The sequence below is a fragment of the Micromonospora sp. NPDC049662 genome (assembly GCF_040675055.1).
Taxonomy (GTDB): domain Bacteria; phylum Actinomycetota; class Actinomycetes; order Mycobacteriales; family Micromonosporaceae; genus Micromonospora.
The window spans coordinates 5,626-21,942 of the sequence record NZ_JBFAOC010000084.1 but is presented as its reverse complement, the minus strand read 5'-3'; the positions used below and the strand labels follow the sequence as shown (position 1 = coordinate 21,942).

Annotated in this window: 10 protein-coding genes; 7 read left to right on the top strand and 3 right to left on the bottom strand. The window is 73.0% G+C overall.

What is annotated here, in order from left to right:
- Positions 1 to 258 precede the first annotated feature (258 nt).
- From AB0J36_RS32670 to AB0J36_RS32645, 6 genes are all read left to right on the top strand, one after another.
- Entirely contained in the window at positions 259 to 3,624 is a 3,366-nt protein-coding gene (locus AB0J36_RS32670) for an error-prone DNA polymerase (protein WP_357399103.1), read from the top strand.
- A 93-nt stretch (positions 3,625 to 3,717) separates the two neighbouring features.
- On the top strand, positions 3,718 to 3,897 hold the full coding sequence (locus AB0J36_RS32665; RefSeq protein ID WP_355049450.1) for a hypothetical protein: 180 nt from the start codon (positions 3,718 to 3,720) through the stop codon (positions 3,895 to 3,897).
- A complete protein-coding gene (locus AB0J36_RS32660) occupies positions 3,894 to 4,664 on the top strand; it encodes a methyltransferase domain-containing protein (protein ID WP_357127324.1) in 771 nt (256 codons plus the stop codon). The genes AB0J36_RS32665 and AB0J36_RS32660 overlap by 4 nt, the downstream gene beginning before the upstream one ends.
- Entirely contained in the window at positions 4,661 to 5,920 is a 1,260-nt protein-coding gene (locus AB0J36_RS32655) for a nucleotide pyrophosphatase/phosphodiesterase family protein (RefSeq protein ID WP_357399100.1), read from the top strand. Before AB0J36_RS32660 ends, AB0J36_RS32655 begins: the two co-directional genes overlap by 4 nt.
- Before the next feature lie 62 nt (positions 5,921 to 5,982).
- The gene (locus AB0J36_RS32650; RefSeq protein WP_357399097.1) at positions 5,983 to 7,242 is read left to right on the top strand and encodes a DNA polymerase IV; all 1,260 of its coding nucleotides are present in this window, start codon (positions 5,983 to 5,985) and stop codon (positions 7,240 to 7,242) included.
- Positions 7,243 to 7,357: 115 nt separating this feature from the next.
- On the top strand, positions 7,358 to 7,756 hold the full coding sequence (locus AB0J36_RS32645; RefSeq protein WP_007463044.1) for a DUF3040 domain-containing protein: 399 nt from the start codon (positions 7,358 to 7,360) through the stop codon (positions 7,754 to 7,756).
- Positions 7,757 to 8,077: 321 nt separating this feature from the next.
- Here the strand turns inward: AB0J36_RS32645 and AB0J36_RS32640 are convergent, their stop codons facing one another.
- From AB0J36_RS32640 to AB0J36_RS32630, 3 genes are read right to left on the bottom strand one after another with little or no spacing between them, the layout of a single operon-like run.
- Positions 8,078 to 10,552 carry a transglutaminaseTgpA domain-containing protein gene (locus AB0J36_RS32640; protein WP_357170699.1) on the bottom strand — a complete coding sequence of 825 codons (2,475 nt, stop codon included), beginning with the start codon at positions 10,550 to 10,552 and terminating at the stop codon, positions 8,078 to 8,080.
- A 16-nt stretch (positions 10,553 to 10,568) separates the two neighbouring features.
- Positions 10,569 to 11,867 carry a DUF58 domain-containing protein gene (locus AB0J36_RS32635; RefSeq protein WP_357399016.1) on the bottom strand — a complete coding sequence of 433 codons (1,299 nt, stop codon included), beginning with the start codon at positions 11,865 to 11,867 and terminating at the stop codon, positions 10,569 to 10,571.
- 1 nt (position 11,868) lies between these two features.
- The gene (locus AB0J36_RS32630) at positions 11,869 to 12,921 is read right to left on the bottom strand and encodes a MoxR family ATPase (RefSeq protein WP_357126923.1); all 1,053 of its coding nucleotides are present in this window, start codon (positions 12,919 to 12,921) and stop codon (positions 11,869 to 11,871) included.
- 403 nt (positions 12,922 to 13,324) lie between these two features.
- Here AB0J36_RS32630 and leuS point away from each other — a divergent pair, with 403 nt between their 5' ends.
- A complete protein-coding gene (gene leuS / locus AB0J36_RS32625) occupies positions 13,325 to 16,165 on the top strand; it encodes a leucine--tRNA ligase (RefSeq protein ID WP_363661527.1) in 2,841 nt (946 codons plus the stop codon).
- Positions 16,166 to 16,317: the final 152 nt, after the last annotated feature.

Below are 16,317 nucleotides of genomic sequence, written 5' to 3'. Positions count from 1 at the left end.
ACCCTGGTCGGTCTGCCGGAACTGCTGGTCAAGGTGATCGGCGGGCTGCGCGAGGTCATCACACCTCTCGCCGCCGCCGGTGGAGCGACCGCCATCGTGTTCGTCGTCGACGCGGCCGTCCACCACCCTGCGGCTGGTCGGCCGCGCCCCCACCCTTCGGTCGGCCAGCGCCCCTCGGCCGACCGGCACCCTGCGGGCTGGCGCCGGTCGGGCCAGCGCCGGTCGGGCCAGCGCGGTCGGAGTGGTCGGAGCGGTCGGATGAGTTTTCACAACCCGAAGATGCCCTGGTCGGAGCTGGAGAGCGTGCTCTCCGGCCGGGCCGGCGGCGGACGGCCGCGCGCCGAGCGGCACCTGCACGTGGTGGATCCGCTCGCCGTGGACGCCGACGGCGGTGACTCGCCGGCCTGGAGTCGCCACCGCGAGCGGTACGAGCCGCCGGAGCTGGCCCGTCCCGACGGCGTGGTGCCCTACGCCGAGCTGCACGCGCACACCAACTTCAGTTTCCTCGACGGCGCGAGCCACCCCGAGGAGTTGGCCGAGGAGGCGGCCCGGTTGGGGCTCACCGCGTTGGCCGTCACCGACCACGACGGCTTCTACGGGGTGGTCCGGTTCGCCGAGGCGGCCCGTACGCTGGGCCTGCCGACCATCTTCGGCGCGGAGCTGTCCCTCGGGCTACCGGGCCCGCAGAACGGCGAACCCGACCCGCACGGCGCGCACCTGCTGGTGCTGGCGCACGGCCATGAGGGGTACGCCCGGCTGGCCACCACCATCGCCCGCGCCCAGCTACGCGGCGGGGAGAAGGGCCGCCCGGTCTACGGGGAGCTGGAGGAGGTCGCCGCCGAGCTGCGCGACCACGTGCTGGTGCTGACCGGCTGCCGCAAGGGGCACGTGCCGGGCGCGCTGCTCACCGAGGGGGTGGACGCGGCGGCCCGCGAGCTGGACCGGTTGACTGCGCTCTTCGGCGCGGAGACGGTGGCGGTGGAGTTGACCGACCACGGTCATCCGGTCGACGCCGACCGCAACGACGCGCTCGCCGAGCTGGCCGCCGCGGCCGGGCTGCCGACGGTGGCCAGCAACAACGTGCACTACGCCAGTCCCGGCCGGAGGCGGTTGGCCACCACGGTCGCCGCGGTGCGGGCCCGGCGCAGCCTGGACGAGATCGACGGTTGGTTGCCCGCGGCGGCCACCGCCCACCTGCGCAGCGGCGCGGAGATGGCGGCGCGGTTCGCCGCGTACCCGGGCGCGGTGGCGCGGGCCGCCGAGTTCGGCGCCGAACTGGCCTTCGACCTCCAACTCGTCGCGCCGCAGCTGCCGGCGTACCCGGTGCCGCCGGGGCACACCGAGATGAGCTGGCTGCGCAAGCTGACCGCCGACGGCGCACGGGAGCGCTACGGTCCGCCGCAGGCGCACCCCGCGGCGTACGCGCAGCTCGACCACGAGCTGAACATGATCGAGGAGTTGGGCTTCCCCGGCTACTTCCTGGTGGTCTACGACATCGTCTCGTTCTGCCGCGAGAAGGACATCTACTGCCAGGGCCGGGGCTCGGCGGCCAACTCGGCGGTCTGCTACGCGCTGCGGATCACCAACGTGGACGCCGTCCGGCACCGGCTGCTCTTCGAGCGGTTCCTCGCCCCGGAGCGGGACGGCCCGCCGGACATCGACGTGGACATCGAGTCCGACCGGCGGGAGGAGGTGATCCAGCACGTCTACACCCGCTACGGCCGGGAGCACGCCGCCCAGGTCGCCAACGTCATCTCCTACCGGCCCCGGTCCGCGGTGCGGGACGTGGCCAAGGCGTTCGGCTTCTCACCCGGTCAGCAGGACGCCTGGAGCAAGCAGATCGACAGGTGGGGTTCGGTCGCCACGGTCGACGTCGAGGGCATCCCGGAGCAGGTGGTGGAGTACGCCAACGAGTTGCAGACGTTCCCCCGGCACCTGGGTATCCACTCGGGCGGGATGGTGATCTGTGACCGTCCGGTGATCGAGGTCTGCCCGGTGGAGTGGGGGCGGATGCCCGGACGCAGCGTCCTGCAGTGGGACAAGGACGACTGCGCCGCCGTGGGCCTGGTGAAGTTCGACCTGCTCGGCCTGGGCATGCTCTCCGCCCTGCACTACGGCTACGACATGATCGGGTCCCGGCTGGATCTCGGCGACATGACGCTTGACGATCCCGAGGTCTACGACATGCTCTGCCGGGCGGACTCGGTCGGGGTGTTCCAGGTGGAGAGCCGCGCCCAGATGGCCACCCTGCCGCGGCTCAAGCCCCGCGAGTTCTACGACCTGGTGGTCGAGGTGGCGCTGATCCGTCCCGGCCCGATCCAGGGCGGTTCGGTGCACCCGTTCATCCGGCGTAAGAACGGTCAGGAGCCGGTGACCTTCGCCCACCCGTTGATGCGTAACGCGCTGGAGAAGACCCTGGGGGTGCCGCTGTTCCAGGAGCAGTTGATGCAGCTCGCCATCGACCTGGCCGGTTTCGACGCGGCCGAGGCCGACCAGTTGCGCCGGGCGATGGGCGCGAAACGGTCGGTCGAGCGGATGACCCGCATCGCCGACCGGCTCTACGCCGGGATGGCCGAGCGGGGCATCACCGGCGAGCTGGCCGACGACGTCTACCGCAAGCTCACCGCGTTCGCCAGCTACGGCTTCCCGGAGAGCCACGCGATGAGCTTCGCCTACCTGGTGTACGCCACCTCGTGGCTCAAGCGCTACCACCCGGCCCCGTTCCTGGCGGCGCTGCTCAACGCCCAGCCGATGGGCTTCTACTCGCCGCAGACCCTGGTCGACGACGCCCGTCGGCACGGGGTGGAGGTCCGCCGTCCGGACATCAACGCCAGCGGGGCTCTGGCGGTGCTCGAGTCCACCCCGGACACCCGGTGGGGCAGCGAGCCGGGGGAGCCGCCGCACGCCTGGGGGCTGGGCGGTCCGGCCGTCCGACTGGGGCTGTCCAGCGTACGTACCCTCGGATCGGACGTGGCCGAGCGGATCGAGGCCGAGCGGACGGCCGGTGGGGCGTACCGTGACATGCCGGATCTGGCCCGGCGGGTCGGACTGACCGCCGCGCAGCTGGAGGCGCTGGCCACCGCGGACGCCTTCGCCTGTTTCGGGCTGACCCGGCGGGAGGCGCTGTGGGCCGCCGGCGCGGCGGCCCAGGACCGACCGGGCCGGCTGCCCGGCACGGTGACCGGCGCGACGGCGCCCACGCTGCCCGGCATGGAGGCCGTGGATCGGCTGGTAGCGGACGTGTGGGCCACCGGGTTGTCGCCGGAGAGCCATCCGGCCCGGTTCATCCGGGGGCAGCTCGACGTGCTGGGGGCGGTGCCGATCGCCCGGCTCGGCCGGGTGGAGCCGGGCCAGCGGATCCGGGTCGGTGGCATCGTCACCCATCGACAGCGCCCGGCGACCGCTGGTGGGGTGACCTTCCTCAACCTGGAGGACGAGACCGGGATGTTGAACGTGACCTGTTCGCCGGGTCTGTGGCAGCGTTATCGGCGGGTGGCCCGCACCAGCGCCGCGCTGGTGGTCCGGGGACGACTGCAACGCCACGAGGGAGTGACCAACCTGGTCGCCGACCGGTTGGACGCCATCGAGCCGCCGGTCAGTCCCGCCTCCCGCGACTTCCGCTGAACAGTGATCCACATTACGGTTTCTGTCGCCGCGGAGCGGGAGACTCGTCCTGAGCGGGCAGAGCGGCCCGTGATCCGTGAGGGGGACTGACAAGTGATGGGAAACCACGCGTACACCGGTGGCGGAATCGCCAACGTCCGGCGGACCCGGCTGGGTGCCGGCTGGATGCCGTCGCACCTCACCGACCCCCGCGAGTACGAGGTGACAAACGGTCCGGTCGCCAACGAGCGTCGATCCCGGGCTGAGGACGCGGTCGAGGGCACCCAGTCCTGACCACTAGGCTCGACCGGGTGGAGCAGACCCGAGGCCGGTTCGCCGCGCCGCCGCTGACCCCCCGTACCGCCGTGATCTGGTCGGTGCTGCGCGCCGAGCTGGACCGGCGCGGCGACGCCGAGCTGACCGTGCTGGACATCGGCGGGGGCACCGGCGGTTTCGCCGTCCCGCTGGCCCGGGCCGGGCACCGCGTCACCGTGGTCGACGCCAGCCCCGACGCGCTCGCCGCGCTCACCCGCCGGGCCGCCGAGGCCGGGGTCGCCGATCGGGTCGTCGCCGTGCAGGGCGACGGCGACGCCCTCGCCGGGCTGGTCGAGCCGGCCGGGGTCGACCTGGTGCTCTGCCACGCAGTCCTGGAGGTCGTCGACGACCCGACGCCGGTGGTCGCCGCGCTGGCCACCGCGCTGCGCCCCGGCGGCGCGGCAAGCGTGCTGGTAGCCGGCCGGGCGGCGGCCGTGCTGGGCCGCGCCATGAACGGGCATCTGGACGTCGCGGCGTCGGTGGCCGCCGACCCGGCCGGCAGCGCCGGGCCGCGCGACACCCTGCGCCGCCGCTACGACGCCCCCGAGGCCGTCGCGCTGCTCACCGCCGCCGGGCTGGAGGTCGAGGACATCCACGGGGTACGCGTGCTCGCCGACCTGCTGCCGGCCGCCGTCTCCGACGGGCAGCCCGCGGCCCTGGTCGAGCTGGAACTGGCCCTGGCCGCTCAGCCCCCCTACCGGGATCTGGCCGCCCAACTGCACCTGTTCGCCCGCCGACCGGCATGACCCGTCCGGTCCTGCCCGTCGACGGGGGTACGTCGGCCGGCTCGTCCGGCCCCGAGCTGACCGCCGACGGGCGTACACCGGCTGCCAGCGGTCCGGTGACCGGCCTCGACCCGCCGCTGGCGGTCCTCGCACCCGATCGAACCGGCGGACGGCTCGCCGACGTGCTGCCCAGCGCGCTCGCCGTACTGGGCGTGCCCGGCTCGCCCGACCCGCTCGGCCTGACGCCCGCGCTGGCCGGGGTACGCCGGATCGCCGTCCTGCTCGTCGACGGGCTCGGCTGGTACCAGGTGCCGACCGCCGCGCCGTACGCGCCGACGCTCGCCGGGCTGGCCGCGACGGTGGGTCGGCCCCTCGTCGCCGGCTTCCCGTCCACCACCCCGACGAGCCTCGTGACGCTGGGCACCGGCGTCGCGCCCGGCGCGCACGGGGTGCTCGGCTTCACGGTGCGGGTGCCCGGCACCGACCGGGTGCTCACCCACACCGACTGGGCCGCCGACCCGTCGCCGCTGCGCTGGCAGCCGGTGCCCACCCAGCTTCAACGGGCCCGGGCCGCCGGGGTGGCGACGACGGTGGTGAGCCGGCCGGAGTACGGCGGCAGCGGGTTGACCCTGGCCGCCAACCGGGGCGGCGACTTCCGGGGCGCTGCCGGCGCGGACCAGCTGGCCACCGCCATGCGCGCCGCGCTGTCCGCCGGCGACGGACCAACCCTGGTCTTCGGCTACCACCCCGACCTCGACCGGCAGGGGCACCTCAGCGGGGTCGACTCGGCGCCGTGGCGAAGCGCCGCCGCAGAGGTGGACCTGCTGCTCGCCCGGCTGGTCGACGGGCTACCGCCGGACGCGGCGCTGCTGGTCACGGCCGACCACGGGCAACTCGACATCCCCGTCGCGCACCGCTTCGACCTGGACACCGATCCACGGCTGCGCGACGGCCTGCGGGTGGTTGCCGGCGAGGCCCGGGTGCGCTACCTGCACACCGAGCCGGGAGCGGTGGACGACGTGGTGGCCGCCTGGTCGGCGGTGCTCGGCGACGCGGCCCGGGTGCGTACCCGCGCGGAGGTGGTCGCCACCGGCTGGTTCGGGCCGGTGCCCGAGGAGCACCTGGGCCGGATCGGTGACGTCGTGGTGACCTGCAACGACACGTACGCCGTCCTGGCCAGCCGCACCGAACCGCCGAAGGTGTCGAAGCTGGTCGCGTACCACGGGGCGGACACCGCCGCCGAGCTGACCGTGCCGCTGCTGGTCGTGCGGGGTTGACCGGGGCGCGGTCCGGCCAGCCGGCCGGTGCTGGTGTCGTACCTCGGGGATAACCTGCACCGATGGGCCGCAGTCAGTCGTTGCCCCGAGGCGGTGATCCGCGCTTCGGGCCGGACGCCGACGACTCCGCCAGCGGCATCCTGCACGTCGACATGGACGCGTTCTTCGCCTCGGTGGAGGTGCGTGCCCGGCCCGAGCTGCGCGGCCGCGCGGTCGTGGTGGGTGGCGTGGGCTCGCGTGGCGTGGTCAGCTCGGCCAGCTACGAGGCCCGCCGCTACGGCGTGCGCAGCGCCATGCCGACCTCCCGGGCCCGAGCCCTCTGCCCGCACGCCGTCTACCTGCCGCCGAACTTCGCCGCGTACTCGGCCGCCTCGCGGGCGGTCATGCAGATCTTCCGGGACGTCACCCCGCTGGTCGAGCCGCTCTCCCTCGACGAGGCGTTCCTCGACGTCAGGGGCGCCCGCAAGCTGTTCGGCCCGCCGGCCACCATCGCCCGGCTGATCCGCCAGCGGGTCGCCGACGAGCAGGGGCTGACGTGTTCGGTCGGGGTGGCGCCGAGCAAGTTCGTGGCCAAGCTCGGCTCCACCCGGGCCAAGCCCGACGGCCTGCTGGTCGTACCCGCCGGGCAGGTCCTCGACTTCCTGCACCCGCTCCCGGTGGACGCGCTGTGGGGGGTGGGGGAGCGGGCCGCCGAGACGCTGCGTCGGCTGGGTCTGGCCACCGTGGGGGACCTCGCCGAGGCCCCGGTGGGCATGCTGCGCCGGGCGGTGGGCGCGGCGTCCGCGGCGCACCTGCACGAGCTGGCGTGGGGGCGTGACCCGCGCCGGGTCAGTCCCGAACACGTCGACAAGTCGATCGGCGCCGAGGTGACCTTCGACGCCGACGTGGCGGACCCGACGGAGATCCGCCGTGCCCTGCTCGCGCTCAGCGCGAAGGTCGGCGTCCGGCTGCGAAGCGCCGGACACGTCGGGCGCACGGTCACCCTGAAGGTACGACTGGCCGACTTTCGCACCGTCAACCGCTCCCGCACCCTCGACGTACCCACCGACACGGCCCGGGAGATGTTCGACACGGTCTGGGCGCTCTACACCGCGCTGGACCCGGCTGAGCGGATCCGCCTCGTCGGTGTCCGGGTGGAGGGACTCACCTCGGCGCAGGGCGCGCCCCGACAGCTCACCCTCGGCGCGCCCGAGCGTGGTTGGCGGGAGGCGGAAGCCGCCGCGGACGCCGCCGCTGCCCGATTCGGGCGGTCCGTCATAGGTCCGGCCAGTCTGTTAGCCGACCGTGACGCTCATCGAAAGGAAAATCCACCCCACCCGTAGGTCGTCCCGCTTTCCGACGCGCGACCCCCCTCGTAGACTTGCGGGTAAGCAGCCGGTTGGCTGCCACGGTCTGTCGGCCCGAGTGGGCCGACCAACGTGACCGGGGAGGAGTGCCGTGCCGCTCTCGGAGCACGAGCAGCGGCTGTTCGAGCAGATCGAGCGGTCGCTTGCCGAGGACCCCAAATTCGCCTCGGCCGTGCGCGCCAGCGATCCGCGCTTCCACGCGCGGCGTCGCCTGCTCGTCGCAGCCGGCGTGATCATCGCTGGCTTGGCCCTACTGGTCTACGGCGCGGTGATCAAGACTCCACCGCTGGCGGTGGCGGGCTTCGTCGTCATGCTGGCGTCGGCCGCGTTCGCGGTGCAGTCGCACCGGCGGGCGCAGTCACCCGACCTGCACGTGGTGGGTGGCACGACGAGTCGTCGTCGTCCCCGCGGTGGCCGGTCCGGTCGCCGACGGTCGATCCTGGACCGGATGGAAGACCGATGGCGGCAGCGCCCGGAGGGGCACCGCTGAGCGCGTCCCGCCGCTGAGGCGGGCCGACCACCGCGACGAGCGGGCCATCGGGACACCCCCGATGGCCGCCGTCGCTCCGTCATGCCCCGAACATCGTGCTCGCGCGCCCCGCGCCGCCGTGCTCGCGCCGCGCGTCCCTCCGAGATCGCGCCGATCTTGCAGTTTCTGTCGTCCGCATGAGTGGGATACCCCTTATGTCGCGACAGAAAGTGCAAGATCGCTGGGGCTGGGGCTGGGGCTGGGGCTGGGGCTGGGGCTGGGGCTGGGGCGACGCCCCGGCGTTAGGCCGGGGCGCCGCCGCAGCGCGCTGGCGGGCGTCGGTCAGCGGGCGGCTCGATCGGCCAGCAACCGGCGCGGGTTCCAGCGCAGCAGCCGGTAGCGCATCCGCGTGGTCACCGCCACCAGGCGGCCGGAGGAGTCCGCCAGTGCGATCCGCCAGCGCAGCAGCACCGAGGGCGGCAACACGGCGGCGAGCAGCCGGGTCCGTCGATCCGCACGGGACGAGAGCGCCCCACGGACCGCGCGGAGCGCCGACGGCAACGGTTCACCGGTCAGCGGAGCCCGCGCGTACCGGGCCCGCTCCTCGGCACGGCCGAGCAGCCGCGCCGCCCCGACGGCCTCGGCGTCGTCGGGGAGAGCGTCCCGGACCAGCCGGTCCGCGGTCGCCCGGGGCGTCTCGGTCAGGTCCACCCGTACCTTGTAGTCGACGAGCGTGTCGAGCAACTCGGCCCAGGCGGCGTGGGCGTCGGCGCGAGCGCGACCCGGGTCCGCCTCGACCACCATCACCCGCGTGTCGTCGGTCGGCGGCCCGTCGCCCACAGCGGTGGTGGCAGCCGCGACGTCCGCCCGGCCGGCCCGCCGCCGACGCAGCGCCCGCCGACGAAGCGCCGGCACCGCCAGCAGCGCCACCAGCGCGAGTACGGCCGCCAGCCACCACGGCCACACCGGCGCCCGCTCAGTCGGCCGCGAATCCCCCAGCGAGAGCCCGGAGTCGGTGTCCCGGTCGGCGTTGTCCGGGCCGGTCGGCTCGGCCGACGAGTCCGCGCCGCTCGGGCTGTCCGTGGCGCCGGCCTCCGGAGTGGACGGCTCGGGGGCGTCCGTGTCCGGCGCCCAGGCCGATCGGGTGGAGCCGGGAACGCCGGACGCCGGGGTGGCGTCGAACGGCACCCAGCCGATCCCGTCGAAGAAGACCTCGGTCCAGGCGTGCAGGTTGAGGTTCGTCAGCGTGTACGTGTCGCCGTCGCGCCTGCTGCCGTTGGTGAACCCGAACGCGACCCGCGCCGGGATGCCGGCCGACCGGACCAGCCAGGCCATCGCGGCGGCGTACTGCTGGCAGTAACCGACCTTGTTGGTCAGGAAGTTCACGATGTCCTGGCCGCTGCTGCCGCTCGCGGTGCTCAACCGGTACGTGAACCCGTTGTTCGCGGAGAAGTGCTGGTAGATGGCCAGCACCCGGTCGTAGTCGGTCCGCTTGCCCTGGATCAGCCCTCGGACCAGCTCCTCCACCTCGGGCACCGGCCCGGGGGTGGCGGTCTGCTGCCGGCGGAGCGGGTGTTCGGCCGGCAGCGACTTCGCGGCCCGCAGGGTCGCCGGGGTGTACGTCGAGCGGATGTAGTCGAACGAGTACTTACGCCCCCGCGAGCTCTCCCGGTTGGAGAACACGATCTGCTGGTTGGGGTCGTACAGCCAGTTGCTGTTCAGGTCCTGGGTGCGCACCGGCTCGGCGTACACCGGCATCAGGGACATGCTGAGGCTCTTGGTCACCTCGACGGTCGCCCGGTACTCGGCCTGCTGCACCCCCGGCCCGACCCGCTCGCCCGGGTCGGGCAGATCGCGGTTGGCTGGCCGGCCACTCGCGGCGCGGGCCTGGAAACCGTTCGGGCGCAGCTCGTCGGCGACCGCGTAGCGCAGGTAGAACGGGGTCTGCTCCGACGTGGTCACCTTGACCAGGTCCACCACCTCGGACTGGTTGAGCTGGCCGGCGAGCGACGCGAACAGGTCGATCCGGCCGGACGAGCCACCCACCCCCCGACCGTTGCCGGTGCCGTTACCCGTGCCCTCGGTGATCCGGTCGAGCAGCCCACCGCTCAGGCCGGGCACCGCCAGCGGCAGCACCACGGCCAGCACCACGCCGACCACGGCGAGCCGACGTCCGGCGGACGCCAGCGGCGACGCCTCCCACACGTCCACGTCCCGGCCGTCGCCGGTGAACCGCCGCCCGAACCGACGCACCCGGTCGATGTTGTCGGTCACCAGCAGCCACAGGTAACCGGCGGCGCCCACCACGAACGGCAGTGGGGGAACGCTGTCCACGTAGACGGCGACCGGCACCGAGTAGATCGCGAGCATCGGCAGCCCGGCCAGCGCCGGCCGGCGAAGTCCCACGGCCAGTACGTCCACCAGCACGGCCACCCCGCCGACGCCGAGCACGGTGATGAACAGCAGCGGATCGGTGTCCGGGACCTCGACGCCGTACGAGCGCATGTCCTGCGCCGAACCGGCGAGCAGATCGGCGAAGTGCCCGATCGTGCTTGGCGTGGGCAGGAGGGCCAGCAGCTCGCTGCCGCTCGGGAACAGCCAGGTCAGCGCGAGCAGCAGGGCGGCCAGCATGCCGAGCACCTGGCCCCAGAGCGGCGCGCGGACGAGCCGGGTCAGCGCGGCGACCCCGGCCACCACGGCGACCGCTATCGCGCACTGGATCAGCCACGTCCAGGTCTGGAAGATGGCCGACAGCGGCGCGGCGGCGAGCAGCGTCGCGGCGGCCGCGACCAGACCGGTGTTCCGGCTGGCGATCATGAGGGGGACCTTCCGTTCATCGCACGCGGCCAGCGACCGTCTCGGCCAGCGCGGCCCGCAGGGCGAAGCCCTGGGAACCGCGGCCCGCCTGCGGCCACAGCGCCGGCAGTCGGCTGCCGTGGTCGGCGCCGACCACGCGCCAGCCGCTGCGCACCATGGTGAGCACGGCGGCGCCGTGCGCGTGCTCCGCCTCGGCGCGAGCCTTCTCGGGGAGGCTGAGCCAGGTGGAGCTGTCCAACAGGAAACCCACACACGTCGCGCCGTTGCCGCGCAGCCCGGCCAGCAGCTCGGCCTCGGCGACGCTTACCGCGCCGAACAGCCCGATGATCAGCCCGCCGTCGGTGCGCTGCCGCACCCGCTGCACCAGCCCGGTGACGTCGGCCCGCTGGTCCAACCGCACCTCGGCCAGATGGTCGAGCAGCACGCCGTCGCCACCGCCCTCCGAGGCGTCCACGTCGACCCCCGAGCCGGTGACCAGGCGCAGCTTGTAGCCGGCCTGGCGCAGGTGTACGGCGATGCTCGCGGCGGCCGAGACCGCCCACTCGAAGCTCGCTGTCGGCCCGTCACCCCGGTGGCCGTACGCCCGGGTGTCCAGCACGACGGTGGCGCGGCTCTCCCAGGGCTGCTCCTCCCGGCGCACCATCAGCTCGCCGGTGCGCGCCGTGGACTTCCAGTGCACCCGACGCAGGTCGTCGCCCCGGCGGTACTCCCGGGTCGCCGCGTCGTCCTCGCCGTGGACCGCCACCGAACGAGCCCGGCTGTCGCCGCTGCCCGCGTACTCCCCGGGGAGCCGGACCGACGGCAGGGGGGTGACCTGCGGGATGACCGTGAGGTGGTCGGTGCTGGGGAAGGAGCGGGTGAGCTCGCAGAGACCGAACGGGTCGGTCATCCGGACCACCAGTGGACCCACGTCGTAGCGACCGCGCACGTCCGCGCGGACCGTGTACGCCACGGAGCTGGCCTGTTGCGCGCCGAGCCGTTCCAGCACGACGCGGGGCCGGCTGCCCAGCGCGTAGGGCAGCCGGTCCTCCAGCAGCAGGGTGCCGGTGGGCAGCCGGGAGAGGTTCTGCAGGCGCAGCACGATCCTCGAGTTGGCCCCGACCGGGACCCGGTGCGGGTCCAGCGAGCGGTTGCAGGCCAGCTTGTAGCGGCTGCGACCCACGTAGGCGGCGGCCAGCAGCGGCAGGATGGCCAACAGCAGCGCCACCCGGAGCAGGTCCTTCTCGCCCAGGATGACGGCCGAGACCGCCGCGGCGACCGCGGCGGCCAGGAACGAGCGCCCGCGGGTGGTCAGCCCGCGCAGCCCGGCACGCACGTCACGGCCTCCGCGGCTCGTAGGGCGCGCGGCCGTTGCCGGTGGCGGGCCGGGTGTCGTACGGGTTGCGCTGACGGTCGTGCGGCAGGGGCAGCCGGTGCACCAGCTCGGAGACGATCGCGTCGGTGGTCCGCCGGGCGAGCTGCGCGTCGGCCGTCGGGATGATCCGGTGCGCCAGCACCGGCACCGCCAGGGCCTGCAGGTCGTCGGGCAGGACGTAGTCGCGGCCCTCCAGCGCGGCGACCGCCCGGGCCGTGCGCAGCAGTTGCAGCGTCGCCCGGGGGGACGCGCCGAGGCGCAGGTCGTGGGCCTCACGGGTGGCGGTGACCAGGTCGACCGCGTACTGCTTGACCGCGTCCGCTACGTGCACCTGCCGGACGGTGGCGATGAGCTGCCGGACCATGTCGGCGTCGGAGACCGGACGCAGCTCGTGCAGCGGGTCGGTGGCGCCGTGGCCGTCGAGCATCGCCAGCTCCGCGCCGGCGTCCGGGTAACCCATCGCGATCCGGGCGGTGAACCGGTCGCGCTGCGCCTCCGGCAGCGGGTACGTCCCCTCCATCTCGATCGGGTTCTGGGTGGCGATGACCATGAACGGGGTCTGGAGCTGGTAGGTCACGCCGTCGACGGTGACCTGCCGTTCCTCCATGCACTCCAGCAACGCGGACTGGGTCTTCGGCGAGGCCCGGTTGATCTCGTCGCCGACCACCAGGTTGGCGAAGACCGCGCCCGGCCGGAACTCGAAGTCGTGGGTCTCCTGGTTGTAGACGCTGACGCCGGTGACATCGCTGGGCAGCAGGTCGGGGGTGAACTGGATCCGGCGGACCGTGCAGTCGATGGACCGAGCGAGGGCCTTGGCCAGCTTGGTCTTGCCGACGCCGGGGACGTCTTCGATGAGGAGGTGGCCCTCGGCGAGCAGCACAGCCAGGGCCAGCCGCACGGTGGCGGTCTTTCCCTCGATGACCTGCTCGATGTTGGCCACGATGGCCTCGCTGGCGGCGCGGAACTCGTCGTGCGGCAACAGGCCGCCCACCTCGTCCCAGGTCTGTTGTGTCACGGGCCTCCTCCTCGTCGCCGTCACGGCAGCTCTGTCGAGAGCACCTGGACCCGCCGTTGGGTATGCGACGCCGAGCCTCGTTTGCCGCAGGGAGCTCACTGGCCTCTCAGGCTAACCATGTTTGTCGTTATCGCCGACCCCCGCAGGTAGTCCGTCGGTTACGGATGGATATTCGCCGAGTCGGGGGATCGGTGCGGGCGCGCTGACGGACGCATTAATGCCGCAGGTGAGGGGGTAGACTGCCGGATATGGCCGGAGTCTTCCTGCTTCTTATCGGGCCGTGCTGATGCGCTGAGCGCGCGACAGCACGGCGGCCCCCTCCTGCGCGAGGGGCTTTTTTTGTGCCCGCCGCCGGTCCGGCCCGGCGGTGCCGAGACGAAGCGAAGCGAAGCGAGGAGAGACGATGAGCAAGGCAGCCGCACCGGCGGGCGACATCCCCCCGTTCCGGTATACCGCGGCCATGGCCGACGAGATCGAGACTCGTTGGCAGGACACCTGGGCACGCGAGGGCACCTTCCACGCGCCCAACCCGACCGGTCCGCTGGCCGATCCGAGCCACCCGCGCTTCGACGCGCAGAAGCTGTACGTGCTGGACATGTTCCCGTACCCGTCGGGCGCCGGCCTGCACGTCGGCCACCCGCTGGGCTACATCGGCACCGACTGCTACGCCCGTTACCAGCGGATGGCCGGGCACAACGTGCTGCACGCGATGGGGTTCGACGCGTTCGGGTTGCCCGCGGAGCAGTACGCCGTGCAGACCGGCACCCACCCCAGGACCACTACCGAGCAAAACATTCAGCGGTACAAGGCGCAGATGCGCCGCCTGGGGCTGGCGCACGACGAGCGGCGCTCGGTGTCGACCATCGACACCGACTTCTACCGCTGGACGCAGTGGATCTTCCTGCAGATCTTCAACTCCTGGTACGACCGGGACGCCGGCCGGGCCCGTCCGATCGCCGAGCTGATCGTCGAGTTCGAGGGCGGTAACCGGGCGACCCCGGACGGCCGGTCCTGGGCCGAGCTGAGCGTCGCCGAGCGTCGCCAGGTCGTCGACGACCACCGGCTGGCGTACGTCTCGGAGGCGCCGGTGAACTGGTGCCCGGGGCTGGGCACCGTGCTGGCCAACGAGGAGGTCACCGCCGACGGCCGCTCCGACCGGGGCAACTTCCCGGTCTTCAAGCGCAACCTGAAGCAGTGGATGATGCGGATCACCGCGTACGGTGACCGGCTGCTGGACGACCTGGACAGCCTGGAATGGCCCGAGCCGATCAAGCTGATGCAGCGCAACTGGATCGGCCGGTCGCAGGGCGCGCACATCGACTTCGCCACGGCGGAGGCGCCGATCCGGGTGTTCACCACCCGTCCGGACACCATCTTCGGGGCCACCTACGTGGTGCTGGCGCCCGAGCACGAGCTGGTCGACGCCCTGGTGCCGGCCGCCTGGCCGCAGGGCACCCGGGACGCCTGGACCGGCGGGCACGCCAGCCCCGCCGAGGCCGTCGAGGCGTACCGCCGGGCCGCGGCCGCGAAGACCGACGTCGAGCGGCAGTCCGACTCCAAGGAGAAGACCGGCGTCTTCGTCGGCGCGTACGCCACGAACCCGGTCACCGGCGGGCAGATCCCGATCTTCGTCGCGGACTATGTGCTGGCCGGCTACGGGACCGGCGCGATCATGGCGGTGCCGGCGCAGGACGAGCGGGACTGGGCGTTCGCCGAGGTCTTCGAGCTGCCCATCGTGCGGACCGTGCAGCCGGCGGAGGGCTTCGACGGCAAGGCGTACACCGGCGACGGCCCGGCCATCAACAGCGCCGCGCCCGAGCGCGGCCTGGACCTGAACGGCCTGGGGGTCGTCGACGCCAAGGCGGCGATCATCGCGTGGCTGGAGGCCAACGGACACGGTACCGGCGCGGTGACCTACCGGCTGCGGGACTGGCTGTTCTCCCGGCAGCGCTACTGGGGTGAGCCCTTCCCGATCGTGTACGACTCCACCGGCGCGGCCATCGCCCTGCCGGAGGAGATGCTGCCGGTCGAGCTGCCCGAGGTGGACGACTTCTCCCCGAAGACGTTCGACCCGGACGACGCCGACTCCAACCCGGAGACCCCGCTGTCACGTCGCCGCGACTGGGTCGAGGTCGAGCTGGACCTGGGTGACGGGCCCCAGCGCTACACCCGCGAGACCAACGTGATGCCGCAGTGGGCCGGCTCCTGCTGGTACGAGCTGCGCTACCTGGACCCGACCAACACCGAGCGGTTCGTCAGCGCCGAGAACGAGCGGTACTGGATGGGCCCGCGCGGCGAGGGCGACTGCGGCGGCACCGACCTGTACGTCGGGGGCGCCGAGCACGCCGTGCTGCACCTGCTGTACGCGCGGTTCTGGCACAAGGTGCTGTTCGACCTGGGTCACGTGTCGTCGTTCGAGCCGTTCCGCAAGCTGTTCAACCAGGGCATGATCCAGGCGTACGCGTACACCGACTCGCGGGGCAGCTATGTGCAGGCCGAGGACGTCATCGAGCGCGACGGCGCGTACTACCTGGAAGACCTGGTGGTCAACCGCGAGTACGGCAAGATGGGCAAGTCGCTGAAGAACGTGGTGACCCCCGACGACATGTGCGCGGCGTACGGCGCGGACACCTTCCGGGTGTACGAGATGTCGATGGGCCCGCTGGAGGTGTCCCGCCCGTGGGAGACCCGGGCGGTCATCGGCTCGTACCGGTTCCTGCAGCGGGTCTGGCGGGCGGTCGTCGACGAGCAGACCGGCGAGGTGCGCGTCACCGACGACCCGGCCGATGCGGCGACCCGCCGGCTGCTACACACGGTGATCGACGGGGTCCGTGGCGACATGGACGGCATCCGGTTCAACACCGCGATCGCCAAGCTGATCCAGTTGACCAACGGACTGACCGGGTTGTCGGCGACGCCCCGCGAGGTGGCCGAGCCGCTGGTGCTGATGGTGGCGCCGTTCGCCCCGCACCTGGCCGAGGAGCTGTGGCGCAAGCTGGGCCACGACACCTCGCTGACGTACGCGGACTTCCCGGTGGCCGATCCGGCGCTGCTGGTGGCCGACACGGTGACCTACCCGGTGCAGGTCAACGGCAAGGTCCGGGGACGCGTCGAGGTGCCCGCCGACGCCGCCGACGAGACCGTCCGCGCGGCGGCCCTGGAGGCGGTGGCCGCGACGCTGGCCGGCAGGGAACCCCGCAAGGTCATCGTGGTCAAGGGCCGGATGGTCTCGGTCGTCGCCTGACCCCGGCAACCGGTCCGCGTCGGCCACGTCCGCGTCGGCCACGTCCGCGTCGGCCATGTCCGCGTCGATCATGGAGTTGTGGTGGGGGGGAAAAAACGATAAGGGGGGGTTTTTGCCCCCCCCCAAACCCAATTAGAACCCCCCGGAGCGGG

Coding starts and splice junctions, on each gene's coding strand:
- AB0J36_RS32670 (WP_357399103.1), top strand. CDS start 259: ATGAGTTTTCACAACCCGAAGATGCCCTGGTCGGAGCTGGAGAGCGTG.
- AB0J36_RS32655 (WP_357399100.1), top strand. CDS start 4,661: ATGACCCGTCCGGTCCTGCCCGTCGACGGGGGTACGTCGGCCGGCTCG.
- AB0J36_RS32650 (WP_357399097.1), top strand. CDS start 5,983: ATGGGCCGCAGTCAGTCGTTGCCCCGAGGCGGTGATCCGCGCTTCGGG.
- AB0J36_RS32640 (WP_357170699.1), bottom strand. CDS start 10,552: ATGATCGCCAGCCGGAACACCGGTCTGGTCGCGGCCGCCGCGACGCTG.
- leuS (WP_363661527.1), top strand. CDS start 13,325: ATGAGCAAGGCAGCCGCACCGGCGGGCGACATCCCCCCGTTCCGGTAT.